Annotated in this window: 25 protein-coding genes; 10 read left to right on the top strand and 15 right to left on the bottom strand. The window is 33.6% G+C overall.

What is annotated here, in order from left to right:
- Window positions 1–68: 68 nt before the first annotated feature.
- Window positions 69–1,109 (top strand): glycosyltransferase family 9 protein, encoded by a 1,041-nt coding sequence (locus CHHT_RS01765; RefSeq protein WP_232051097.1) that lies wholly within the window; start codon window positions 69–71, stop codon window positions 1,107–1,109.
- Here CHHT_RS01765 and CHHT_RS01760 read toward each other — a convergent pair.
- Genes CHHT_RS01760 through CHHT_RS01740 form a run of 5 tightly spaced genes read right to left on the bottom strand, consistent with a single transcriptional unit; the run spans window position 1,054 to window position 6,516 of the window.
- Window positions 1,054–2,202, bottom strand: coding sequence for a glycosyltransferase family 4 protein (locus CHHT_RS01760; protein WP_034962325.1), 1,149 nt, complete (start codon window positions 2,200–2,202; stop codon window positions 1,054–1,056). The genes CHHT_RS01765 and CHHT_RS01760 overlap by 56 nt on opposite strands.
- A complete protein-coding gene (locus CHHT_RS01755) occupies window positions 2,199–3,278 on the bottom strand; it encodes a glycosyltransferase family 9 protein (protein WP_034962327.1) in 1,080 nt (359 codons plus the stop codon). Before CHHT_RS01755 ends, CHHT_RS01760 begins: the two co-directional genes overlap by 4 nt.
- On the bottom strand, window positions 3,268–4,323 hold the full coding sequence (locus tag CHHT_RS01750) for a glycosyltransferase family 4 protein (RefSeq protein ID WP_034962330.1): 1,056 nt from the start codon (window positions 4,321–4,323) through the stop codon (window positions 3,268–3,270). Before CHHT_RS01750 ends, CHHT_RS01755 begins: the two co-directional genes overlap by 11 nt.
- Window positions 4,320–5,240 (bottom strand): glycosyltransferase family 9 protein, encoded by a 921-nt coding sequence (locus CHHT_RS01745; RefSeq protein ID WP_034962333.1) that lies wholly within the window; start codon window positions 5,238–5,240, stop codon window positions 4,320–4,322. The genes CHHT_RS01750 and CHHT_RS01745 overlap by 4 nt, the downstream gene beginning before the upstream one ends.
- Entirely contained in the window at window positions 5,215–6,516 is a 1,302-nt protein-coding gene (locus CHHT_RS01740; RefSeq protein WP_064019631.1) for an O-antigen ligase family protein, read from the bottom strand. The genes CHHT_RS01745 and CHHT_RS01740 overlap by 26 nt, the downstream gene beginning before the upstream one ends.
- An 81-nt stretch (window positions 6,517–6,597) precedes the next feature.
- Here CHHT_RS01740 and CHHT_RS01735 point away from each other — a divergent pair, with 81 nt between their 5' ends.
- Window positions 6,598–7,629, top strand: a complete 1,032-nt coding sequence (locus CHHT_RS01735; protein ID WP_034962339.1) for a glycosyltransferase family 4 protein — start codon at window positions 6,598–6,600, stop codon at window positions 7,627–7,629.
- A complete protein-coding gene (waaF, locus tag CHHT_RS01730) occupies window positions 7,613–8,557 on the top strand; it encodes a lipopolysaccharide heptosyltransferase II (RefSeq protein ID WP_034962340.1) in 945 nt (314 codons plus the stop codon). Before CHHT_RS01735 ends, waaF begins: the two co-directional genes overlap by 17 nt.
- On the opposite strand, the gene gmhA is transcribed toward waaF, so the two are convergent.
- Genes gmhA through gmhB form a run of 4 tightly spaced genes read right to left on the bottom strand, consistent with a single transcriptional unit; the run spans window position 8,523 to window position 11,929 of the window.
- The gene (gene gmhA, locus CHHT_RS01725) at window positions 8,523–9,086 is read right to left on the bottom strand and encodes a D-sedoheptulose 7-phosphate isomerase (RefSeq protein WP_034962342.1); all 564 of its coding nucleotides are present in this window, start codon (window positions 9,084–9,086) and stop codon (window positions 8,523–8,525) included. The two genes, waaF and gmhA, sit on opposite strands and share 35 nt — an antisense overlap.
- A 2-nt stretch (window positions 9,087–9,088) precedes the next feature.
- Complete coding sequence (gene rfaE1, locus CHHT_RS01720) at window positions 9,089–10,465, bottom strand: D-glycero-beta-D-manno-heptose-7-phosphate kinase (protein WP_034962344.1); 1,377 nt, start codon at window positions 10,463–10,465, stop codon at window positions 9,089–9,091.
- Window positions 10,458–11,426 carry an ADP-glyceromanno-heptose 6-epimerase gene (gene rfaD, locus CHHT_RS01715; RefSeq protein WP_034962346.1) on the bottom strand — a complete coding sequence of 323 codons (969 nt, stop codon included), beginning with the start codon at window positions 11,424–11,426 and terminating at the stop codon, window positions 10,458–10,460. The genes rfaE1 and rfaD overlap by 8 nt, the downstream gene beginning before the upstream one ends.
- Entirely contained in the window at window positions 11,423–11,929 is a 507-nt protein-coding gene (gmhB, locus tag CHHT_RS01710; protein WP_051663733.1) for a D-glycero-beta-D-manno-heptose 1,7-bisphosphate 7-phosphatase, read from the bottom strand. Before gmhB ends, rfaD begins: the two co-directional genes overlap by 4 nt.
- Window positions 11,930–12,069: 140 nt before the next feature.
- Between gmhB and CHHT_RS01705 the strand changes: the two genes are divergently transcribed.
- A complete protein-coding gene (locus tag CHHT_RS01705; protein ID WP_034962350.1) occupies window positions 12,070–12,384 on the top strand; it encodes a c-type cytochrome in 315 nt (104 codons plus the stop codon).
- 138 nt (window positions 12,385–12,522) lie between these two features.
- Entirely contained in the window at window positions 12,523–12,837 is a 315-nt protein-coding gene (locus CHHT_RS01700) for a c-type cytochrome (protein ID WP_034962352.1), read from the top strand.
- 53 nt (window positions 12,838–12,890) lie between these two features.
- Here the strand turns inward: CHHT_RS01700 and ccoS are convergent, their stop codons facing one another.
- Both ccoS and CHHT_RS01690 read right to left on the bottom strand, forming a co-directional pair.
- A complete protein-coding gene (gene ccoS / locus CHHT_RS01695; protein WP_034962355.1) occupies window positions 12,891–13,121 on the bottom strand; it encodes a cbb3-type cytochrome oxidase assembly protein CcoS in 231 nt (76 codons plus the stop codon).
- Between the two features lie 2 nt (window positions 13,122–13,123).
- Entirely contained in the window at window positions 13,124–15,484 is a 2,361-nt protein-coding gene (locus CHHT_RS01690) for a heavy metal translocating P-type ATPase (RefSeq protein ID WP_034962357.1), read from the bottom strand.
- A 182-nt stretch (window positions 15,485–15,666) separates the two neighbouring features.
- Between CHHT_RS01690 and CHHT_RS01685 the strand changes: the two genes are divergently transcribed.
- The 5 genes from CHHT_RS01685 to CHHT_RS01665 all read left to right on the top strand — a co-directional run bounded on the left by CHHT_RS01685 (window position 15,667) and on the right by CHHT_RS01665 (window position 21,093).
- Entirely contained in the window at window positions 15,667–16,548 is an 882-nt protein-coding gene (locus tag CHHT_RS01685) for an aldo/keto reductase (protein ID WP_234945121.1), read from the top strand.
- 181 nt (window positions 16,549–16,729) lie between these two features.
- Window positions 16,730–18,067 carry a transcription termination factor Rho gene (rho, locus tag CHHT_RS01680; protein ID WP_059425916.1) on the top strand — a complete coding sequence of 446 codons (1,338 nt, stop codon included), beginning with the start codon at window positions 16,730–16,732 and terminating at the stop codon, window positions 18,065–18,067.
- Window positions 18,068–18,075: 8 nt separating this feature from the next.
- Entirely contained in the window at window positions 18,076–19,647 is a 1,572-nt protein-coding gene (locus CHHT_RS01675) for a DNA polymerase III subunit gamma/tau (protein ID WP_034962359.1), read from the top strand.
- Between the two features lie 149 nt (window positions 19,648–19,796).
- Complete coding sequence (locus CHHT_RS01670; protein WP_034962361.1) at window positions 19,797–20,756, top strand: permease; 960 nt, start codon at window positions 19,797–19,799, stop codon at window positions 20,754–20,756.
- A gap of 7 nt (window positions 20,757–20,763) precedes the next feature.
- Entirely contained in the window at window positions 20,764–21,093 is a 330-nt protein-coding gene (locus CHHT_RS01665; protein WP_034962366.1) for an ArsR/SmtB family transcription factor, read from the top strand.
- A 19-nt stretch (window positions 21,094–21,112) separates the two neighbouring features.
- On the opposite strand, the gene fabI is transcribed toward CHHT_RS01665, so the two are convergent.
- The 4 genes from fabI to gap all read right to left on the bottom strand — a co-directional run bounded on the left by fabI (window position 21,113) and on the right by gap (window position 24,920).
- On the bottom strand, window positions 21,113–21,937 hold the full coding sequence (gene fabI, locus CHHT_RS01660; RefSeq protein WP_059429585.1) for an enoyl-ACP reductase FabI: 825 nt from the start codon (window positions 21,935–21,937) through the stop codon (window positions 21,113–21,115).
- Between the two features lie 17 nt (window positions 21,938–21,954).
- Entirely contained in the window at window positions 21,955–22,623 is a 669-nt protein-coding gene (locus CHHT_RS01655; protein ID WP_034962368.1) for a triose-phosphate isomerase, read from the bottom strand.
- A 97-nt stretch (window positions 22,624–22,720) separates the two neighbouring features.
- Window positions 22,721–23,926, bottom strand: coding sequence for a phosphoglycerate kinase (locus CHHT_RS01650; protein ID WP_034962371.1), 1,206 nt, complete (start codon window positions 23,924–23,926; stop codon window positions 22,721–22,723).
- Between the two features lies 1 nt (window position 23,927).
- Entirely contained in the window at window positions 23,928–24,920 is a 993-nt protein-coding gene (gene gap, locus CHHT_RS01645) for a type I glyceraldehyde-3-phosphate dehydrogenase (RefSeq protein ID WP_034962373.1), read from the bottom strand.
- Window positions 24,921–24,966 lie beyond the last annotated feature (46 nt).

The raw sequence follows: 24,966 nt of genomic DNA, 5'->3' as shown, positions 1-24,966 counted from the left end.
TATACTACTTTTTGTTATATCCTTTTTTGTTGATTTTATCATTTTTTCGCAAAAAAACAGATAAAATATTGATTATTCAAACAGCCAAAATCGGCGATTACGTCAACTCTACAATCATTTTTGACGCAGCTAGCAGCACTAAAGGCGGTAAATTTGATATTGTTTTAGATAAAATAAATCTTAATTTTGCAGATTACGACTCCAGAATAGAAAATAAATTTGCAATAAACAAATATAAAAAAGGGATTAAAAAGTTTATTTTGGGTTTTAAACTATTTTTTAAAAGTTATGATAAAATTTATGTTTTAATGCCAAATAATCTAAATTTATTTCTAGCTAAGTTCGCTTTTCCAAAGCATATAATTACGATCAGCCACTACAAAAACAGCTCTTTTTTTTATTTACTTTCAAAAAACGCCAAGGTAATTCAACATACAAAAAACGATTTGACGCTTAAAACATACTTAAAAATGCTTGATTTAGAACTTTTTCAAAATGAACCCCAAAAAGATACGATTAAAGTTAAAAAAATGGTTCAAAAACCACTATTCATACCTGAAAAGTGTGAGAATTTACTTATAAATGAGCATAAATTCAAAGTTGGGTTAAGTCTTAGTGCCGGAAATAAAATGAAAACGATAATTCCTCAAACGTGGGATAAAATCTTTGAAATCTTAAGCAAATTCGATGTTGAAATTTATATTTTCGGAGTCGCAGATGAGATAAATTTACTTAAAAATACCAACACAAGAAATATAAAAATAGTATCATTAATAGATAAAATCAGCCTCAATGAACTACCTTTTTACATATCAAAAATGAACCTTTATATCTCAAGTGACACTGGAAATTACTACATCGCAGACACTATGGAAGTACCTACTATATGTTTTATGGGTCCTTGTTTTGCAAGCGAACAAAGAGGTGTATTTAACTCGCTTATCATAACATCAAATTTGCCACCATTTAGTGCTGTTTTTGATACGATTTATAAGACGGATGCTAAAAAGTATTTTGAAATCACTCAAAAAGATGAAAAAAATATATATGAATTTATAAATAATCTTTATAAATCTTTTCTATCTTGCAAAGATAATTTTCCAAACTAAAATTAGATATTATAGCCATATCAGGCTCTTTAGATGATGGTTTTTTAAGCTTTTTTAAACATTCTAACAAAGAAGCGCTATCGCGTTTTACTATATGAAAATTATCTTTATTTGATGAAATATTATAAATTTCTTTTATAACTGGGATATCAGAATATATCACTCCAAGTCCAGCGCTAAGTCCTTCGATAACAACTCTAGGCAATCCCTCATCACTTGAAAATCCAAGGATATAATCGCTCTTTGCATAAATTTCATCCATATTTTTTATAAAACCAAGATATTTTACCTTGCCTTGCTCTTCTAATATCTGAAGCTTTTGGATAAGTTTTTTATCTACTTCGCCTCCTGCAAGATAAAGCTTGACATCATCTCTTTTTAAGTCTAAAAAAGCGTCAAAAACAAGGCTGTGTCCTTTAAGACTTAAGAAATTTGCCGGCATAATGATAGAAATATCAGAATTATCTAAATGTTGATTTGTAGCTAGACCGCTGTAAATGACAGGGTTATAAACGATATTTTTAGAAATTTCCATCTGATTAGCGTAAAAATCATAGGTTGAATTTGAAACACTAATAGCTAAAAAACTAAGCTTTTTTAGTTTAGACAGCTTAAAATCTTCTATTTTTGAGTTCTTTCTTAAATGCTGGATAACTTTTATACCAAGCAAATTTGCAGCTTCATTGTAAGCCAAATTCGTTGAAAAATGGTTGTTGAGATGAACTAAATTTATATCTATTTTTTTATTTAACTCATAACTGCTATTGATATTAGTACCGATATTATTAAATAACTTAATAGCAAAATCAAGATCATTTTTATACAGAACTTTATCCAAAAGTTTTTTTGAAAACAATCTAAGAAGTTCTTTTTTAAATTTACAAATCCTCTTTTTATGCTCAAAATATATGAACTTAGCTCCATAACTTTCTATAATGGAAGATATTTTTTTATCACCAACCATATAATCATTTTCAAAATATACATAAATTTTATACTCATTTTTGCTTGATAAAGCGCCTAAAAGATACAACAAACTCTTTGTTCCGCCGCCATACTCAAGCCCGGTATCTATAAATAAAATCTTTTTCACATCATCTCTTTTATCATATCAAAAACTTCTTTTGCTTCTATTTGCAACATACAAGCTTGATATTTACAGCTTTTTGCTATGCAAATTTCGCAAGTTCTTTCTTTTTTTATAAATTTATGTATATCGGTGTCAAAATTTGGATTTGAGTTTTTGGGTTCTGCTACGACAAATAACGCTATAGTAGGCGTTCTAAGTGCAGCTGCTATATGCAAAGGTCCTGTGTCTGGAGTGATAAAAATATCAAGCCTGTCTATCAACGCTGCTGCTTCTTTTATACTAAATTTACCAGCTAAATTCAAAACATTTTTACTATCAAGCAGTTTTTCAAGAGAGTCACACATATGTTTTTCACTAGGGCTTCCGGTCAAAACTATTTTTGCGTTAGTGCTACTTAAGATCAAATCCCCAAGCTCTTTCCAACGCTGTGAAAACCACTGCCTAGAAACTGTACTAGCGCCCATTTGAAAACCGATAAATTTATCACCACTACTTCTTTTTAAAACTTTATCTACATTTTTATAGCAGCTATCTTCCAAAAATAGCTCAAGCCTCGTATCATCAGAGTTAATCCCTATAAAACTAAGCTGTTCTAGCCTATTTAGAACGATATATCTCGGTTTGCCGTAAGTCGCAGTGGAGTTTGAGTGAAAATGGTTGAATTTATTTTTAGAATTTGGTAATTTAAAAATATATTTTATACCGCTAAGAACGGCTAATGGCGTAGCTTGAGGCTCGTTTGAATGAAGCAAAAAAGCTATATCTACATTTTTAGATTTTAATATCTTTAAAGTCTTGAAAAAACCGCTCCATTTACCATTATATAAAATTACTTCATCTATAAACGGGCTATTTATAAACAGATCTGCATTTGATGGATTTAAAAGAACTATAGCTTTTTTATCCGGATATACTTTTTTAAATTCCCTAAAAACAGGAGTGTTAAAAAGCGTGTCTCCTATGGCGGTATTACTAAAAAAACAGACAGTTTTGAAAGATTGACTTACTGAGTTGGTTTTTATAACTTTTTTATTTCTAAGTAGAAATTTAACGACCAACTCATAAAAATTAATCCTCATTTACCAACTCCTCATAAATTTGTTGCGTCTTTTTTGCCATAACTTCAGTAGAAAAGCTATCTTTTACATATTTTATACCATTTTTTGCAAACTCAGCTCTAAGATCTGCATTTTCTATCAAATTTTTCAGAGACGTTTTCAAGCTTTCTAAATTTCCATTTTCAAACAAAAGTCCTGTTTGAGCATCTTTGATAGCTTCTGGTATGCCTCCAACTCTACTTCCTATGCAAGCAACTCCTGCACTACTTGCTTCTAAGATAGCAGTACCCAAAGCTTCCATATTCGATGGTAACACAAAGATATCAAGCGAACCTAAAAACTCGCTCACATTGTCTTTGTTCCCAAGCATAAATATGTTATTTCTACCGATTATAAGATTTTCTAAATTCTGTTTTTGTGGTCCATCGCCGATGATTACCAAAGCTGTTTTAGGTAAGTTTAATTCGCTAAAAGCTTCTACTAAAAGTTTATGATTTTTAGCCGCTCTTAGAACTGCTACTATACCTATCAATACTGTTTCTTCACTCAATCCTAACTCTTTTTTTAAATTTAGTTTAAAATTTTTAGTATATTTTTGAGTATCGACACCAGTACGGATAACTTCTATCAAATTCTCTTTTACGCCGCGCCTTATAAGAGACTCTTTTGTAGCATTTGAAACAGCTACTACTTTTGAGCTAAGATTATAGCTAAATGGTGATTTTATAGGAGTTTGCAAGTGTCTTGTACGCACGACTTTTACGCCGCAGATTTTACCTACGATAGAGCCGATATTTCCATCTTTTCCAGAATGCGTAGAGATAATCTTAATACCATTTTTTTTAACAAACCAGCAAATTTTAATAATAGCAAAAACATTATAAACTTTTTTTAGATTAAACTCTACAAATCTACATTTTATAGGCTTTTCAAGAGACTTTGAACCTCTATTTAGCCCGTAAAATACCTTAAATTTACTCTCATCAAGCGCGTTGATAAGACGCATAGTTCTATGCTCTTGTCCGCCAAATCCAAGTGAGCTTTCAAGCTCTAGTATATTTATCATTTCATTACCTCGCTAACTGCGTCAAATACCGCTTGTATATTTAAATTTGAAGCCACTAAACTCTCATCTTGCAGACATTTTGCTCCCCACGGCGACCAACGATTTATATCTGTTTTTCCAAGTATTCCTATAGTTTTTACGCCAAGTGCAGGTCCAAGATGCATAACGCCGCCATCGCACGACAAAAGTAGTTTTGCACCGCTTAAAAAGCTCGCAAGTTCATTAAAACTTGATGTTTTTAGATATTTTATACCGCTTTTTTTAGATATATTTTGTCCAAAATCAGGATCTTCAGCTGTTATAACAACATTATCAAATTTAGCTTTTAAAAACTTAGATATATCCAAAATTTGCTCATCATTTAACATATTTTGAGAAATCCTTGAACTAATATGAAAAAATACAAAATCCTTGTATTGCTCACTTATAGCATCTGGTACGAAAAGTGTTTTTTCACCGTTATAGCGTACTCCAAGCGACTTTAAACACTCAAAACAGAACATAACTTCATGCTCACCTGAAAATACTACTTTATCGTTAATGAGTGATTTACCATTTTTATCGCCTACGCCGATTATTTTTTTTGCTCTGCTAACTATGGCAAATAATTCAGCAGAAGCGGAGTAGCCAGTGCGAAATACAACCGCCGTGTCATAACCGGTTTTATAAATTTCAAAAAGCATTTTAGCTTTACCAAAAATGGCTTTTAGCTTTTGAAAAACTCCTTTTTTATGCTTCGGTTTTGTATAACTATAAATTTTATTTATAAATGGATTGTTTTTGATAACGCATTCATTATAACTATTTACTACTATATCGATTTGATCGTTACAAAAATGCTTTCTAAGCGCCTCTATGGCAGGAGTTGTGCAGATAAGATCACCTATATTATCATTTCTTATAAGTAAGATTTTCATTTTTATCACCATTTAATAAAATCGCACAAATCATACCGAATAAAACATAAAAAAACGCCGCTTCACTATCACCAAAAAAACTTCCAAAAACTAAATTTATCACAAAGCTTATCCCGCCAAAAAATCCAAAAAATCCAAAAAATTTATATAAATTTTCAGTGCTATTTTTCATCAAATTTAGTCCAAATTTAAAATAAAAATACCATATAAAAAGAAAAATTATTAATCCAAAAAAACCTAATGAAAAGAAAATACCCATAAATTCATTATGAACTTGAGCAAAAATAGCAAAAGGTTGATTTTCTTTATCGGCTAGTCTGATAGTTTTTCCATATAAAAATCTACCATAACCTGATGGCGTAAAAATACTGTCTGATTTATAAAGCAAAGCCGCTTTCCACATAGACAGTCTTGAAGATATAGAAAAATCTAAATTTTTTTGTTTGTATTCTTCACCCATACCCTGAGGTGAGTTTTGCAATAAATTTATATAATCAACTGCTTTAGCGACATTGTATCTGTTATTTAAAGAGCTAGTTTTATCATATAAACCTACAAAAATAGATAACAGCAAAAATACAAATCCAAATTTAATAAATTTAGACTTAATAAACATAAATACAAATATCACGATCAAAATCAAACTTGCTAAATATGACGCCCTTACATGAGTAGTAAAAATACTAATTAAACTCAGTAATATACATAAAAATCCAACTTTTTTATTTAAAAAATAAAATACACCAAGGCTAAATGCAAAAGCATAACATGCCCAAATCGCAAATCTTTCACCCCCACCACCATGCAAATATCCATCTAATAATCCGCCAGTTCTTGTACTTAAACTAAATCCACTTAAATACCAAGTAAAAAGGTTAATTAATGTATGCACGATAAATACGGCAAAAATTATAAAAATATAATATTTTATCTTATTTTTAGGAAGAGTAGAAAAGTATAAAAACATAAATAGCATTACTACAATCTTTTTAAGCAGCTCACTATTTATCTCTTTTAAACTCTCTTTAAAATCAACAGTATAAAAAAGAGAAAAATATGATACAACCAAAAACAGTAAAAACACAACAATCAAATTTTTTAAATATAATAAATTTTTGATATTTAAATTTCTAAAATCACAAATTAAAATCAAAAATATAAATAACCCTAAACTAATAGACTGAACAGCAGCAGTGTGGGCAATAGGTAAAAATAGCATATAAATGGAAAATAAAAATAACTTAAAGTATTCTAAACAAGAAGTATATTTTTGCATAAAAACTCCAAAAAAAATATTTGAATTTTAGCCTAATTTGGATTAATAATCCATAAAATATTTTTATGCTAAAATCATCAAATGAAAAAGATAATATTTTTAAGAACAAATCCAAAAGCAACTGGCGGAGCTGAGAGATACTTAATAAGGCTTAAAAACGCACTTGAAGGCTCAAATATAAGCTCAGAAATAAGAAGCTTTAAAGGAAGTCAAAAATTAAGCTCATGGCTAAAAGCACTTAAATTTAATGCTCAAGTAAAAAATGAAAAAAAAGATGATGAGATATACTTCAGCTTAGAACGAGTCACATCAGCTGATATCTATAGAGCTGGTGATGGGGTGCATAAAGTTTATAGATCTCTAAAACCGTTTTGGTTTTTTAATCCTTTAAATTTCGTATATGTTTATCTTGAAAAAAAATGCTTTTTAAATTCCAAAAGCATAATCGCAAACTCAAATTTGATAAAACAGCAGATCATAGATACATACGGTATCGACAAAGATAAAATCACAACCATATACAACGGTATAAATCTTCCAACAAAAGTAGAAAAAGGAAGCGCTAAAATGCGACTTTGTGAGAAATTTGGGCTAAATTATGAGCTTCCTATACTGCTTTTTGTAGGAAGTGGTTTTAAAAGAAAAGGCGTAAGCGAGTTTCTAAACATTGTGTCAAACATATCGCTCACTATAAACACAATTATAGTAGGTAGTGATAAAAATATAAAAAAATATAAAAATCTAGCAAAAAAACTGGGTATAGACGCCATATTTACAGGCAAACAAAGAGTTGTAAATGACTTTTATGAAGGCGCTGATGTGTTTATATTTCCTACTCATTACGAGCCGTTTTCAAATGTCATTTTAGAAGCTCTTAGTTATGGATGCGTTTGCATAACAACCAAACAAAACGGTGCTAGTGAGATACTTGATAAAGATTTTATAATGGATAATCCTAAGAGTTTTGAGATAGCAAATTTCATAGAAAAAATCTTAAGAGATAGCAAACTACTCTCAAAAATACAAGCTTCAAATTTAGAATTATCAAAAAAATTCAGCATAGAAGATAACGCTAAAAAAACAATGGAAATCATAAATGCGCATACTAATTGAGCTGCCCACATGGCTAGGTGACGCCGTGATGGCAAGCGCTGCTGTTCAAAGTCTAGCCCTAAACTATCCAAACTGTAAGATAACCTTTTTTGGATCAGAGATTAGCACGAGTATCTACAGCTCTTATCCAAACTGTGAAAATATCATTATCGATAATTCGAAAAAAGCTAAGTTCAGACTGTTTTATCTGCTAAAAACAGCTTTAAATTTAGATAAATTTGATATAGCCGTAAGTTTTAGAAGTCACTTTTACTCAAAAGTATTTTTTAAATTTATAAAAGCAGACAAAAAAGCTATTTTTACACCTACAAAAAACGAAATTCATCAGGTACAAAAATATATGAATTTTATTATCAATTGTCTGAGTTTAAAACAAAGCATAGATGAGCTAAAATTGTATTTTGCTCCTTTTAAATTTAAAAACAAAACTCTAGGGCTAAATCCAGGAGCAAGCTACGGAAGTGCGAAAAGATGGTATCCGCAATATTTTGCAAACGTAGCTATAAATTTAAAAAAGAGTTATGAAGTTGTCATTTTTGGAGGAAAAAATGAACAAAATATCTGCGACGAAATAGCATTAGAACTTGAAAAAAACGGAGTAAAATACCAAAATTTATGTAACAAAACCACTATTTGTGAGCTAGCAAGCTTTATAGCAGGTCTTGATATGTTTATCACTAACGATAGCGGTCCTATGCACATAGCAGCAACTTTTAAAGTGCCTACTATAGCACTTTTTGGACCTACTAAGTTCAAAGAAACCTCTCCATATAAAAATAACAATGCAAAGATACTACATCTTGATTTAGACTGTATGCCCTGTATGAAGAGAGTTTGTCCTTTGAACTCACACGAATGTATGAAAAATCTAACACCAAAAATGGTGCTAGATGCTATTTATAAGCTAAATCCACAGCTTGACAAATAGTATGAATCACCAAAATATGCATCTCTTGGATTCTAGCAGTATCATTAGCAGGTATTATCAAATTTAAATCACAAAAATCATTCATAGTGCCCCCGCTTCTACCACTTAGCCCGAGTGTTTTTAGTCCGTTTTGTCTTGCTGTTTTTAGTGCTTTTAAAACATTTGCGCTATTTCCACTAGTAGAAATTCCTATCAAGATATCACCACGTCTGCCTAAAGCCGCTGCTTGTCTTGCAAAAACCTCATCATAGCCATAATCATTTCCGATAGCAGTAAGAGCCGAAGTATCGGTGCTAAGAGCGATCCCAGCAAGCGGAGTTCTCTCTGTTTTATAACGCCCTGTAAGTTCTGCTGCAAAATGCTGAGAATCAGCAGCGCTTCCACCATTTCCGCATATCAAAACCTTGCCGCCATTTTTTAAAGTTTCAACCACCATTTCACACGCTTTTAAAACATTTTCATTTAGCTCATAAGTTTTAGCTAAAGTCTCTTTGTGAGCTTCTAGCTCATTTAAAAATACAGTATTCATTTTTAACCTTTTATCTTATTTATTATATTTGTGGTGCTTTTTCCATCTACAAAATTTATCAACTTTACCTCACGCACAAACTCACTTCCAACAACCTTTTTACCTGCGTAATCAGCACCTTTTACTAAAATATCGGGCTTCAACGCTTTTATCAAATTTAAAGGCGTATCCTCATCAAAAATCACAACAAAATCTACAAATTCCAAAGCCGCCAACATACTTGCTCTGTCACTTTGAGCATTTACTGGTCTATCTTCTCCTTTTAGCTCTTTAACAGATCTATCTGAGTTCAATCCTACAACAAGCATATCTCCTAGTTTTTTCGCACTTTGCAAATAACTAATATGCCCAAAATGAAGTATATCAAAACAACCATTTGTAAATACCATAGTTTTACCGCTTCTGCCCACTCTTAACAGCTCACTAAGACTTATAATCTTACGTTCAAAGCCGCTTTTTTTAGACTTCAAATTCTCGATTTCACCCCAACTAGCATCCGCACTTCCTACTTTACCAATTACAACAGCTGCTGCTAAATTTGCTATTTCTATAGACTCTTCTAAGCTCATTTTGCTAGCAAGACAGTATCCAAGAGTAGCAAGCACACTATCGCCTGCTCCTGTTACGTCAAATACCTCTTTTGCAATTGCTGGAAATTTTTTTACTTCTTGATCTAAAAGCCCTATTCCATCTTCGCTTAAAGTGATTAACGAATAATCGAGCTTGAATTTATCTTTAAGCATTTTTAAAGCACTTTTTAAATCATCTTCATCATTTATCGCAAATCCAAGCGCCTCGCTAGCCTCTTTTTTATTCGGTGTTAGCAAAGTAGCGCCGCTGTATTTTGAGTAATCTTTACCTTTTGGATCTATTAAAACCATTTTCCCTGATTTTTTCGTGATTCTTATAATCTCTTTTGTAAGATATGGACTTAATACACCCTTTCCATAATCACTCAGTAACACGATATCATATCGGCTCAAAATATTTTCAAATTTAGATATGATATCATCGCTTACGCTTATCTCGCAAACACTTTCGGTATCGAGCCTAAGAACTTGTTGATGAGCTACCATAATGCGACTTTTTTGGCTGGATTTTCGTCCTTTTTCTTTGATTATAAGCTCAGTTTTAGCGCCCCTATCTTTTAGAAGTTCAAGTATCTCATCACCCACATCATCATCGCCAACAACACTGATAACGCCTACTTCACTGCCAAGAGTTTTTAAATTTGAAATAACATTTCCCAAGCCGCCTAAGCGTTTAGTTTCGTTTTTGATATTTACTACTTGCACAGGAGCTTCTGGAGAGATTCTATCGCAACTTCCCCACACATAGTGATCTATCATCAAATCACCGACCACTAAAACATTAACCATTTAATTCTTCCTTAAAAATACGTCTGATCTCTGGCAAATAATCCTTAATCCCATCTTCCAAACTCCATTTTGGTTCATATTTTAACCCATTTTTTGTAGTAGTGATATTTGCTTGAGTATGAAACTGATACTGAGTGGTATATGGATTTTTTATATATTCGTTGCCTAAATTTACACCGATTTCACGCTGCAAAATATCAGCGATATCTTGAAAACTCCTAGGATTTGCTGTTCCTACATTATAAACTCCGCTTATACCATTTATAGCTAGTTTATTTGCGTTTATAACGTCTTTTATATACACAAAATCTCTTAAAATTTTATCACTACCTTCAAATAATTTTGGAGTTTTGCCACTTAAAATTTGAAGCCCAAACTGCAAAATCATAGAAGAAGTTTTGTTTTTGAAAAACTCACCTCCGCCATATACGTTAAAATACCTAAGCCCAACGATATGAGTTTTGAACTTAGCATAAAACTCTTTAGCTAGCTCATCCATCATCAGCTTAGAAAAACCATAAACACTTGCTGGATTTTCAAGATGTCCGACAGTTTGCGGACTTGGAGCATTGCCGTATGTGGCACCGCTGCTTGCGTATATCATTTTTGAACCACAGTTTTTAGCTATTTTTAATAGATCCTTGAATGAGTTTAAATTTATTTTTATTATCTCGTCTTGCTCACTCACAGTAGTATCTGAGATCGCTGCTTCGTGAAATATAACATCTGGATTAAAATTCTCTATGCGTTTTAAAGTCTCTTTAGAACAGATATCGCCGCAGTAAATCTCGCCTTTGAAGCCGATTAAATTTTTAAAATGACCAAAACTTTTTAAATTTCCGTTGCTAAAAACTTCATTACTTCTAAATTTATCCACAACCAAAACTTCATTTTCGTCCATAAAATATTTGGCTAAATTTGAACCGATAAATCCGGCTCCTCCAGTTACTACTATTTTCATATACATTCCTTATATACTAACTTATACACGTCTAAAACGGTTTTTAAGCTGCTATCTTCGCCGATTAAATAGCAATTATCGATACCTGCGGAGTTTGCGGCTAGTATATCGCTATTTTTATCACCTATCATCATAGAACTTTCTAAATTTATATCAAATTCGCTCAAAGCCTTTAAAATCATACCCGGCTTTGGTTTTCTACAATCGCAGTTTTCTTCTGGAACATGAGGGCAATAATATATTTTTTTTATGTCAATGTCTTCTTTTTTAAATCTATCAAGCATAAATTTAGTTAAATTTAAAAAATCATCCTCAGTGTAATATCCTCTTCCTATGCCAGATTGATTCGTAACTACAAATAGCGCAAAACCAAGCTTCAAAAATCCGCGCAAAGCTTCAAAAATACCATCACAAAACACGAAATCATCGATTTTACTAACATAACCCAAGTCTTTATTTATAACTCCGTCTCTATCTAAAAAAATCGCTTTTATTTTTTTCATAAAGTGCATTTTACACGATTTTACATTAAATTTTTATGATTTATTTTTATTTATCAAAATTTAATCATCTCGTTTACTATTAATTTTATAAAACGAATATATAATTTTAAAATTAATTTTTTTATTTGAGGGAGATTATTATGAGAAAAATTTTATTTATCTCTGCACTTGCTGCTTTGAGCTGTAGTTTGTACGCTGCTGATGGTGCGACTATTTTTAACAAATGTAAAGCTTGTCACGGCGCAAAAGCTGAGAAAAGCTATCTAAACAAAGTTCCAGTACTTACTACGGTAGACGCTGCTGAGAGACTTGCTCTTATGAAAGAGTATAAAGCTGGCACAGTAGAAGGCGGTAAAGGTAAATTTGGAATGGGCGGCGTAATGAAAGGTCAAATGGCTACACTAAGCGAAGCTGATATGGCTGCTGTCAATGACTATATTTCAACTTTGAAATAATATTAAGCAGCGAAATCGCTGCTTTTTTTATCCGCAATCACCGCAAATCTTAAGCATTTATTATACAAATTCTATTAAACGAAAATTTAGCCTTTTATCATTATAATAACGAACATTTCTATTTATTAAGGACAAAAAATGAAAAAGATTTTATTTGTTTCTGTTATAGCTGCTTTCGCATGTAGCGCTTTTGCGGCTGATGGCGCGACTATTTTCAAAAAATGCGCAGTTTGCCACGGCGCAAAAGCTGAGAAAAAATACCTAAATAAAGTTCCAGTACTCACTGAGATAGATGCTGCAACACGTCTAGCAGATATGAAAGCATACAAAGACGGAACATTAAATGGCGGTAAAGGTAAAGTTGGTATGGGCGGAATTATGAAAGGTCAAATGGCTCCACTAAGCGAAGCTGATATGGTCGCAGTTAATGACTATATCTCAACTTTAAAATAAGCTTTTAGTAAAATTTGCATCCTAAATTTATCAAATTTGGGTGCAAATTTACTTTAATCAGGTGGGCGATAACCGCTTTCTTTTTTCTTTTTTATAAGCTCTTCTTTTCTTTTTTCCATCTTATATGCATCATTGAGTGAATCCTCGCTATCATACTTTGTACCATCTAAAAATTTGGAATAATCATCAAATTGTCTATTTTTCACACCCCAAATTAGCCCAAAAAGAGCCAAGGCTCCAAGAAATGTAGAAATTCCAAGCATTATAGCTATGATCGCTCCCATTTTTAACCTTTAAATTTGATCTTAGATGAGTTTAAAACAACTATTACCGAGCTAAAAGACATAGAAAGTGCAGCAAATAGCGGTATGATGAACCCTGCCATAGCTAGAGGCACGGTTATAGCGTTATAAATAAGCGAAAAAGCGAGATTTTGTTTAATAGCTTTAAATGTATATCTAGAGATATCTATGGCATCTTTTAGGCTACTTAGATTATCATTTAGCAAGATAACATCGCTTTTTTCTACGCTGATAGCAGCGCCACTTCCAAGGCATATACCCACACTTGCCATGCTCAGCGCAACGCTGTCATTTATACCATCTCCTACCATAACAGTAGGCATATTTAAATTTAACTCTTTTATGATAGCAGATTTTCTAATAGGATCAACTCCAGCATAAAACTCATCTATACCAAGTGTTTTAGCTACTTTTTTAGCTACTTTTTTATCATCTCCAGTCAGCATAACGACCTTAAAACCGCTATCTATCAGCTTTGTTATGACATCTTTTGCATCACTTCTTAGCTCGTCTTCTAGCTCAAACAAAGCAACCACTCTACCATTTATCGCAAAACAATAATTCGCATCACTAAAATCTGCATAAATTCCAAGCTCACGCATAAACTCACTACTTCCACCAACTAAGCTAATACCATTAAATTTAGCTTTTACTCCACGAGCCAATACATTTTGCACTTCTTGTAAAGGGTAAATTTTCCCCTCTAATGAGCTTTTAAGTGCAACGCTTACTGGATGAGTAGAAACACTAAGCAAAGAATAAAGCAAGTTTTCATCAAATTCTTCAAATTTAGTAGCTTTTACCAAAGTCAGTTTAGCTTTAGTAAGAGTGCCAGTTTTATCAAAAACTATACATTTGCACTTTGCTAAACTCTCTAATATCCTTGCTTCTTTAAATATCACACCTTTTTTCAAGCTCACCCCAAGACCTATCAAGCTAGCTACTGGCGTAGCTAAGCTCAGAGCACAAGGACAAGCGATGATTATAACAGAAACAGCGATGATTACTGCATTTGACACACTAGAGTTAAAGCTCCAAAATATAAATGTAAGCATTCCTAAAAGCAAAATTACAATAGAAAATTTACCCGAAATTTGATTTGCAAACTCTTCGATGCGTGGCTTTTTAAAACTTGCATTTTCAAGCAAAGAGATGATTTTACTAAGCATAGAACTTTCAAAAGTTTTCTTTGCTTCATACTCCAAAGCTCCATCTACACATATCGCACCGCTTATTATCTCATCACCACTTTTTAACAGCACAGGCAAGCTCTCACCACTCAAACTCGAATAATCAAAGCTCCCAACTCCACTTTTTACAATACCATCTATCTGAACTCTTTCTGACTGACGCAAAGCTAAGATATCGCCTATTTTTACATCATTGACGCTTTTTAGCTCATAATCATCACCATTTTTCACGCTAACTTCACTAACTAGCATACCGCTTAAACTATCTAAGTTATCAATAGCTCTTTTTTTGCTTATAACCTCTAAAAATTTCCCTATAAACACAAAGGTGATTATCATCGCTACACTATCAAAATATACTTCGCCACTGCGTGAAAGCATCGCATAAACTGAGTAAAAATACGCCATGCTAGCCCCGACAGCTACACTTAAATCCATACCTACTCTTTTGTTTTTCAGCCCCAAATAAGCAGATTTAAAAAACTCACTACCGGTATAAAAAAGCACAGGGCTAGAAAGAACAAACTCAGCAAAATGCAAGATGTCTTTTATCTCACTACTCATTCCGCTAAAATATCCAGAGTAAAGTGCTACTGCAATCCACATTATATTCATCGTGCAAAAAAGCCCAGTAAGCATTTTTGCATAAAATTCCCTTCTTTTTTGCGAAGCTCTTGCCTCTGCTTTGTTTGGGTCATAAGGCACAGGATTGTAGCCAATAGCCATAATCATATTTAAAATTTCAGGCAATTTTACTATGCTATCGTCCCATTTTATGTGAGCCTTATTTGATGCGGTATTTATTTCTATTTCGACTATGCCATTTAAATTTGATAAAACTTTTTCATTTAGCCATACGCAAGCTGAGCAGTGAATTCCTTCTATAATAAGATAAATTTCGCAAAAGCCGTTGCTATTTTTAACATAATTTTTGTAAAAACTTTTACTAGACTCATCTTTAAACTCTTCTACTTTTTTTGCTTTTATATGCGTCTGTTTTCCAAGCCTATCGTAAAACTCATCAAGCCCATTTGAACTCAAAAAAGCAAATACATTTTTACAGCCATTACAGCAAAATTCATTGCCATTTTCGTCTAAAATCGCACCGCTAGTATCAAACTCGCTTTTACAATGAAGACATTTAAATTTACCCATAAAGATCCATATTTTAAATTTAGATAATTATATAAAAATATCGCTTAAGGTATAAAATAATCTGTTTTATTTTTGTCACAAATAAATTTAAAAAACGATTTTTATAGGATAAGGCAAGAGATCTGGAGTATCGTTCTACTTTTATTTTTTACTTTTATTGTATAATAAACAAGGAGTACAAAATGCAAACAAGAAGAGAATTTATATCAAATTTAGTCAAATTTAGCGGAGGATTAGCGCTTATGAACTCAAATTTATTTGCTACAAACAAGCCACAAATTCCAAGCGTAATTTTAAATAATGGCGTAAAAATGCCTATTTTAGGCTATGGAACATATGATTTGAGCGATACTACCAAATGCGTTTTAGACGCGCTAAGCGTAGGATATAGGCTTATAGACACAGCCCAAATGTATGGCAATGAAGAAGAGGTAGGAGAAGCTTTGCGCATAAGCAAAGTGCCATTACAAGAGCTCTTCATCACTACAAAACTATCACAAAATATGAGCTATAAAGAGACTTTAAAGTCCATAAATGTAGCCCTTAAAAAGCTTAAGCTTGAATATATAGACCTACTTCTTATACACGGGGCGTATTCTAGCTCAAAACAGATGTATAAAGCTATGGAAGAGCTCTATGAAAACGGCATTTTAAGGGCTATTGGGATTTCAAATTTTACCGCTAAAAAATATGTTGATTTTGTAAAAGATGTCAAAATAACGCCTATGATAAACCAAATGGAAACTCATGTGTTTTTTATGCAAAAAGAACTAAGAGCAGTCATGAAAGATACGCGTTTAGAGGCTTGGAGTCCTTTTGCAAACGGCAAAAACGGGTATTTTTCAAATCTTGTTTTAGACAAAATTGCTAAAAAACACGGTAAAACTATAGCACAAATCGGGCTTAGATACTTGATACAAAACGGCATCATCGCTATCCCAAAAACCAGCAAAAAAAGCAGAATGATAGAAAATATAGATATTTTTGATTTTAGTCTTGATGATGAAGATTTAACTAAAATTTCACACTTAGATACAAACAAATCATTATTTGGATGGTACTAAATCAAAAAAATAATTCAGCCGAACTTGTCTTGATTATTAAAATTTAAAATACGGCGTTAATCTGATGATATTAAGGCATCAATCTTGACAAGTTTATATTTTTTGTATAAAATCTCAACTTCAAAACTACATATTTTATTCATTGTGACTGCATATTATCACAAAAATTTAAAGAGGTTTAATGGAAAATAAAGACAATGTCAAAGAGCAATCCTACAACGCAGGGAACAATAAAAAGCAACATTCGCGTACTCATATTCCAGTTGATGGATACAAAATCGAAGAATTAAGACAACTCGACCTTAACAACCTAGTAGCCATAGCAGACGAAGTAGGAGTGGAAAATCCACGCGAATTTCGCCGTCAAGAGCTCGTATTTGAGATACTAAAAGCACAAACAAAACAAGGTGGATTTATACTATTTACAGGTATTTTAGAAATAGTTCCAGACGGATATGGATTTTTAAGGGCAACAGATGCAAATTTAAGCGACTCGGCAAATGACACATACGTAAGTCTTAGCCAAATCAAAAAATTTGCTCTTCGTGTCGGAGATATCATAACAGGACAAGTTAGAGAGCCAAGAGAACAAGAAAAATATTACGCTCTTTTAAAAATAGAAGCTATAAATTATAAATCCATCCAAGAAGCTAAAGAAAGACCGCTATTTGACAACCTAACACCGATTTTTCCAACTCAAAAATTGAAATTAGAATATGACCCGATGAAGCTAACTGGGCGCGTTTTAGACCTTTTTACGCCGATAGGAAAAGGACAGCGCGGACTCATAGTCGCTCCTCCAAGAACAGGTAAAACCGAGCTTATGAAAGAACTAGCTCACGGGATAGCTAGAAATCATCCAGAAGTTGAACTCATAGTTCTTCTTATAGATGAGCGTCCAGAAGAAGTTACTGATATGGAACGCTCAGTAAGAGGAGAGGTATTTAGCTCGACTTTTGACTTGCCTGCGCTAAATCACGTAAGGGTCGCTGAGCTTGTTATAGAAAAAGCAAAACGTTTAGTAGAAATGGGTAAAGATGTAGTGATCTTGCTTGATAGCATCACTCGTTTGGCTCGTGCTTATAACACTGCAACTCCAAGTAGCGGTAAGGTATTAAGTGGTGGCGTAGATGCAAACGCTTTACATAAACCAAAAAGATTTTTCGGTGCAGCAAGAAATATAGAAAATGGCGGAAGCCTAACCATAGTCGCAACAGCTCTAATAGACACAGGCTCACGTATGGATGACGTGATATTTGAAGAGTTTAAGGGTACTGGAAATAGCGAGATCGTGCTAGATAGAAACATCAGCGATAGGAGAATTTATCCAGCTATCAACATCTTAAAATCAGGTACTAGAAAAGACGAACTTCTTCAAGGTCCAGACAAATTAGGCAAAATTTGGGCTATAAGAAATATCATAGCAACAATGGAAGATGTAGAAGCGCTCAAATTCTTATACTCAAAAATGCTTAAAACCGCTAGCAACGAAGAGCTTCTTGGAAGTATGAACGATTAGGAAAAAGCTTGAAAGCACTAGCCCTAAAATACCGCCCAAAGAGCTTTGATGAGCTTATCGGTCAAGACGTTGTAGCTAATAGCTTATCTCACGCACTTGACTCTAGCAGACTTGGTCATGCGTATCTTTTTTCAGGATTAAGGGGAAGTGGTAAAACAAGCAGTGCTAGGATATTTGCCAAAGCTTTGCTTTGTGAGAAAGGTATCAGCTCGCATCCTTGTGAGATTTGTGCAAACTGCATTATGGCAAACGAAGGACGTCACCTAGACATCATCGAGATGGACGCCGCTAGTCACAGAAAAATCGATGATATAAGAGAGCTCATCGAACATACAAAATACTCTCCATCAAGCGCTAGATTTAAGATCTTTATCATCGACGAAGTTCATATGCTCACAAAAGAAGCATTTAATGCTTTACTAAAAACACTTGAAGAACCGCCAGAATACATAAAGTTTATACTAGCGACCACTGATCCGCTTAAGCTTCCAGCCACGATACTCTCACGTACACAGCACTTTAGATTTAAACCAATATCAAAGTCAAATATACTAAAACATCTTGAGTTTATACTAAACAAAGAAGGTATAAAATACGAACAAAAAGCACTTGAGATACTCTCAAGAAGTGGATCTGGAAGCCTTAGAGATACTCTAACTTTACTTGATCAAGCCATTATCTTCTCTCACGAATTCGTTAGTCAAAAATCAGTCGCAGATATGCTTGGACTTCTTGATCCGCAAAAGATAGAAGAGATCCTTGAAGTAGTAGCTAGCAGAGATAAAAACACTCTTTTAAATTTATTAAAAGAACTTAGCCGAAGCGACGCAGAGCTGATCATCGACGAACTCATTATAAATTTAAAAGATAAATTTATAAATCAAAACTCAAAGTTTTCTATACTTATTTTTGAGCGATTTTTTAGGATATTGTCTGAAACAAAAAATATGCTAGGTCAAGGCAGTGATCCTGAGTTTGCCTTGTATTTAGCGCTTTTTATGATGCTTGAAGCTTTTAATCTAACTAGCATAGATGACGCTATAAAAGAGCTCAAAGACAGTAAACTAGAGCTTGTGCAAACAAGCATAGTAGCACCAGAGCAAATACAGATAAAGAAAATTCAAACTCCTTATCAAGACTTTTTAAATCAAATTTACGATAGAGATTTTGATCTTGGAAGTTGCTTTGATGAGTGCGTGAAATTTGTCGAATTTAAAGATAATATTTTGATACTAAACTCAAGTGCAAGCGGTAAAAATCAAGAAATTCTTAGAAGGTCATCTGCTATCATAATGGAAATACTGCGCAAATGCTTTGGAAATAGCGCAAAAATAGAAATAAAAAAGGTAGAAGCTGAGCATAAAGAAAACAAAGCAGTCCAAAAACTTTTAGAAAGCGAGCTACCTCAAGTCCCAGATAAAAAGTTAGCTATAGAACAATCTCAAAACATTGAGACAAAACTCAGCATACCAGTCTTCACAAAAAAAGACGAAGATCCTCTTCTAGCACAACTCAACTCAAATGCGAGAGAGCTAAAAAGACTATTTGGCGAACCTGAGATTTTGAAAGATAATGATTAGATAAATAACACCTTAGTTAGGGTACTCCCATTTCCCCAACTTAGTTATTTCTATTTTAATTCAAAAGAATAATATAATATATCAATATATCTTGACATATTATAATTTTTATGATATGATTACAAAAATTTATTTTATAAGGGGAATAGATGTTAGAAAAACTTCTTGAAAGCATTAAAGCTTTTATATTTTATTTTATTGAACTTTCTGTTTTATTTATCGCGATTGCTTTTATAGTGGCACTATTAAATCAGAAATTTTCTAAGAAAATAGAGAGATATCTAAGTGCAAACTCTCTTTTGAGCTATATCAAAGCTATGTTTTTAGGAGCTTTAACACCTTTTTGCTCTTGCTCTACCATACCTTTGCTAATTGCTTTGCTAAAAGCAAGGGTAAGCTTTGGAGTGAGCGTGGCTTATCTTTTAGTCTCACCACTTGTAAACCCGATAATCATCGCTATGCTAGTCATATCTTTTGGTTTAAAACTCAGCTTATTTTATATATTATTTATTTTCGTTTTTGTTTTTATATTTTCTTTGAGTATTTCTAAATTTAACTCTGATAAATTTTTAAACGATGATTTTATCAAAAAAGAGTATTTCACGCCATCAAATCATCACAATATAAGCAAACAAAACTGCTGCCAAACTAAAATAATAAATTTTAGCACTCAAAAACAGAGCTTAAATTCTCAAACTAAAAGTAGCTATAAAGATCTATTTATAAAAGTGTTAAAAGATTATAAAAAACTACTTCCGTATATCGTCATAGGTATGGGCATCGGAGCTCTTATCCACGGTTTTGTTCCAAAAGAATTTTTGCAAACTTATCTACAAGAATTCGAGATCTTTAGTGTCGTAATAGCTGCTTTTGTCGGAGTTTTGCTTTATATCAGAGTCGAAGCCATCATCCCTATAGGTCTATCTTTGATGGATTGTGGCGTATCTTTAGGAGCAGTGATGAGCTTTTTAATATCTGGGGGAGGCTGTTCTTTACCAGAACTCATCTTACTAAAACGCATTTTTAAAATGAATTTCTTACTGATATTTATCTCTTGTGTGCTTTTTATCGCTATAATATTTGGAGTATTAATAGATATATTTTTGTAGGAATAAAATGGAAAATTTAGATGATTTTTTAAAAATTACTGGGGCTTTGAATGATGAAAGTAGAGTAAAAATTCTAGCTTTTTTACACAAATATGGCACTCTTTGCGTATGTGATTTACAAAATTCTTTACAAATGATACAATCACGTCTTTCAAGGCACTTAAAAATCCTAAAAGACGCCGGCTTTTTAAGTGTTGAGAGAAAAGGTGTATGGGCTTACTATGGACTTAATGAAAATATGAACTCATATTGTAAAAATGCTTTAAATGAAATTCAAAATATCCAGCTTAATTTGCCAGAATTAAATAGAATTACTCAAAAAGAAAAGTGTTTTTAATAAAACACTTTTATCAAATTTACTCTTTGAATTTATCCCACGCAAGGACAGTAGAGCCGTTTTCGCCTACTACGGCGTCGCCCATTCCCATTATATTATATCCTGCATCAACGTAGTGAATTTCACCCGTAACACCACTAGCAAGGTCGCTTAAAAGATACATTCCACTTTTGCCAACATCATCTATACTAACGTTTCTTTTTAGTGGAGCGTTGCATTCATTCCATTTTAGTATCATCTTAAAGTCGCCTATTCCACTAGCCGCTAGTGTTTTTATAGGGCCTGCTGAGATAGCATTTACCCTTATATTTTTCTTTCCAAGGTCGCGAGCAAGATATCTTACGCTACTCTCAAGAGCCGCTTTTGCCACACCCATTACGTTATAATGCGGCACAAACTTAGCTCCGCCAAGATAACTTAAAGTAAGCACCGAACCGCCCTCTTTTAGCACAGGCAAAACAGCTTTAGTAAGGCTTATAAGCGAATACACACTAGTACCCATAGCCACGTCAAATGCTTCTTTTGTAGTATCTATAAACTCACCCTCTAAAGCTTCTTTAGGAGCGTAAGCAACAGCATGAACTATAAAATCGATATCCCCAAAATCAGCTTTTATCTTACTTGCTAATGAGTCTAAATGCTCTTTGTTGTTTACGTCAAGCTCATATATAAGAGAGCTTCCAAGCTCAGTTGCGATAGGCTCAACGCGCTTTTTGATAGCGTCATTTAAAAACGTAAAAGCCAAAGTTGCACCCTGATCTTTACACGCTTTTGCGATGCCATAAGCTATGCTCATCTTATTTGCTACGCCGACTATAAGTCCTTTTTTACCATTCATTACCACTATTTTTTCCTTTTTATTTAAGCTTTTATCAAATTTATAAAGTTTTTTGCGTCCCAGCTTGCAGTTCCTACCAAAACTCCGTTGCAGTTTTTTATAGCTTTTATATCACATATATTTTTCTCATTTACGCTTCCACCATAAAGCAATGGCGCAGTCGTTTTTGTAGATATAAAATCCAAAATATCTGTTATGATCGCAGAATTTGCGCTTTTTCCAGTACCAATAGCCCAGATAGGCTCGTAAGCTATGACTAAATTTTCATATTCTAAGTCGATATTTTCAAGTTGATCTGTTAAAAACTCTTTTGTACTTCCGTTCATATGAGTTATATCATCTTCACCTATACAGTAGATGATATCCCAGCCTTTTTGCTTTGCAAAATCAAATTTTGCCTTTAAAAACGGCTCGTCTTCTCCTAAAGCTCTTCTTTCGCTATGTCCGATCAAGACAGTAGTGATGCCAAACTCATCAAGCATAGCTGCCCCTATCTCTCCGGTAAATGAGCCACTATCACACGGATAAAAGTTCTGTGCACCTTGAACAAATTTAAACTTAGCTTCTAAAAACGCGCTTGAAGGCGGAAAAACTATCACATTCTCACCGCTTATTTTATTGTCAAGCTCTCCTGCATACTCCAAAAAACCGCTTCTTGTGTGGTTACATTTCAAATTTGCCGCATATATCATTTATGACCCTTTAATGCTTCTAGTAAAAACAGATATGTTAGTCTATTATCTAAATTTATTTGAGTATGCAAGCATCCACTTCGTGCTGCTATCAGACTCAAGATTCAGCTTTGAGCAATACTTTAACGCCTGGAAGCTCTTTGCCTTCTATAAGCTCCAAACTCGCTCCACCGCCAGTCGAGATAAACGTCATCTCATCTGCGTCTCCGGCGCGCTCTACAACATCAGCCGTATCACCACCGCCGACTACTGAAGTAGCAAAACCCTCAGCTATAGCATGGCTCATTTTTATGCTACCTTTGCTAAATTTATCCATCTCAAACACGCCCATAGGACCATTCCACCATATGGTTTGCGCGTCACTCAAGACTTCTCTAAATAGTCTAATGCTAGCTGGACCTATATCAAGCCCCATCCAACCATTTGGAATTTCTTGAACAGAGACGTACTTTATAGCAGAGTCAGCACTAAATGTTTGAGCCGCAACTACATCAACTGGCAAATAAATTTTAACGCCTAGTTCGCGTCCTTTTTTAAGTATATTTGCAGCTTCTTCTACAAGATCTTCTTCAAGAAGAGAATTTCCGATATTTTCACCAATAGCCTTTAAAAAGGTAAACGCCATACCGCCGCCGATGATGAGTTTATCAACTCTAGGAAGTAAATTTGTAAGTGCTTGAAGCTTTCCGCTGACCTTGCTTCCGCCCACGACTGCCACAAACGGTCTAGTCGGTTTTTTTATCAAATTTCTAGCAAATTCAATCTCTTTTATCAGTAAAAATCCAGCAGCCTTATGCTCATCGTCAAATAGTTTTGTAATAGCATGAACCGAGCTATGAGCTCTATGGCATACTCCAAAAGCGTCATTTACGTAATAATCCCCAAATTTACTTAGCTCTTTAGCTAAGTTTTCATCGTCTTTCGTTTCACCTTTTTCGAAACGAAGATTTTCTAGTAAAAGAACTTCTCCTTGTTTTAAAGAAGCTACTTTGTTCTTTGCGTCATTTCCTACTACATCAGTAGCAAAGATTATATCTCTATCTAAAAGCCTGCCTAACCTCTTTGCTACTGGAAGTAAAGAAAACTTTTCTTCGTAGCCGTTTTTTGGACGTCCTAAATGACTCGCCAAAACAACAGAGCAACCTTGATCTAAAATGTATCTGATAGTAGGGATCGCTGAGCGGATCCTTCTGTCATCTGTGATATTATAAAACTCATCCATAGGAGTGTTAAAATCGCATCTTACAAAAACCTTACTACCGCTTTTAAAATTTATATCTTTTATAGAAATTATCTCGCTCATATCATCTCTCGCTTATAAATTTAGCCATCTCTACGAGTCTTGAAGTATAACCCCACTCATTATCATACCACGCCATAACTTTTATCATATCGCCGCAAATTACTTGAGTAAGATCGGCTGCAACTATGCTTGAGTAATTAGAAGTGTTAAAATCGCTACTAACTCTTTCATCAAAATCAACAGCCATAATGCCTTTTAGACTTGTCTTACTAGCATTTACAAAAGCAGCGTTTAGCTCTTCTTTACTCACGCTTTTACCCAAAACCGCAGTAAGATCGACCATAGAAACATTTGGCACAGGAACTCTAACACTCTGTCCGTGGAGCTTACCGTTCAAGCTTGGCATAACAAGCTTCATAGCTTTTGCTGCGCCCGTGCTAGTAGGTATTATATTTGCCGCAGCGGCTCTACTACGGCGAAAGTCACGGCACTTTACATCTACTAAACTTTGACCGTTTGTATAAGCGTGGATAGTAGTCATAAGACCTTTCTCTATACCATAAAGATCTTCTAATACTCTAGTAACAGGACCCAAACAGTTTGTCGTACAGCTCGCATTTGACACTATCTTTTCGCCTTTATAAGTGTTTGAATTTACACCTAAGACAAAAGTAGGAGTATCGTCTTTTGCAGGTGCGCTCATAACTACTTTTTTAGCGCCTTGTTTTAGATATGCTTCACATTTTTCAGTTGTGAGAAATTTACCTGTACATTCTAAAACAACGTCGATACCCTCTAGATCTAAACTCTCAATCTCACGAGTAGAATAAACCCTGATCTTTTTACCGTCCACTTCGATATAATTATTATCTATAACATTTACTTCTTTATCAAATTCGCCATGAACGGTGTCGTATTTCAGTAGATATCTAGTCATCTTTCGCTCAGCGGTATCGTTTATAACAGCAAGTTCATACTCAGGATTATTTAATATAATTCTTGCAGCACATCTACCGATTCTTCCAAAACCATTGATTGCAATTTTAAGCGCCATTTTATTCCTTTTTTGGGTATAATTAAGTTTAATTCTACTAAAAAAA

It is taken from the genome of Campylobacter hyointestinalis subsp. hyointestinalis (genome assembly GCF_013372145.1).
Taxonomy (GTDB): domain Bacteria; phylum Campylobacterota; class Campylobacteria; order Campylobacterales; family Campylobacteraceae; genus Campylobacter; species Campylobacter hyointestinalis.
This window is presented reverse-complemented; position numbering and strand designations above follow the sequence as displayed.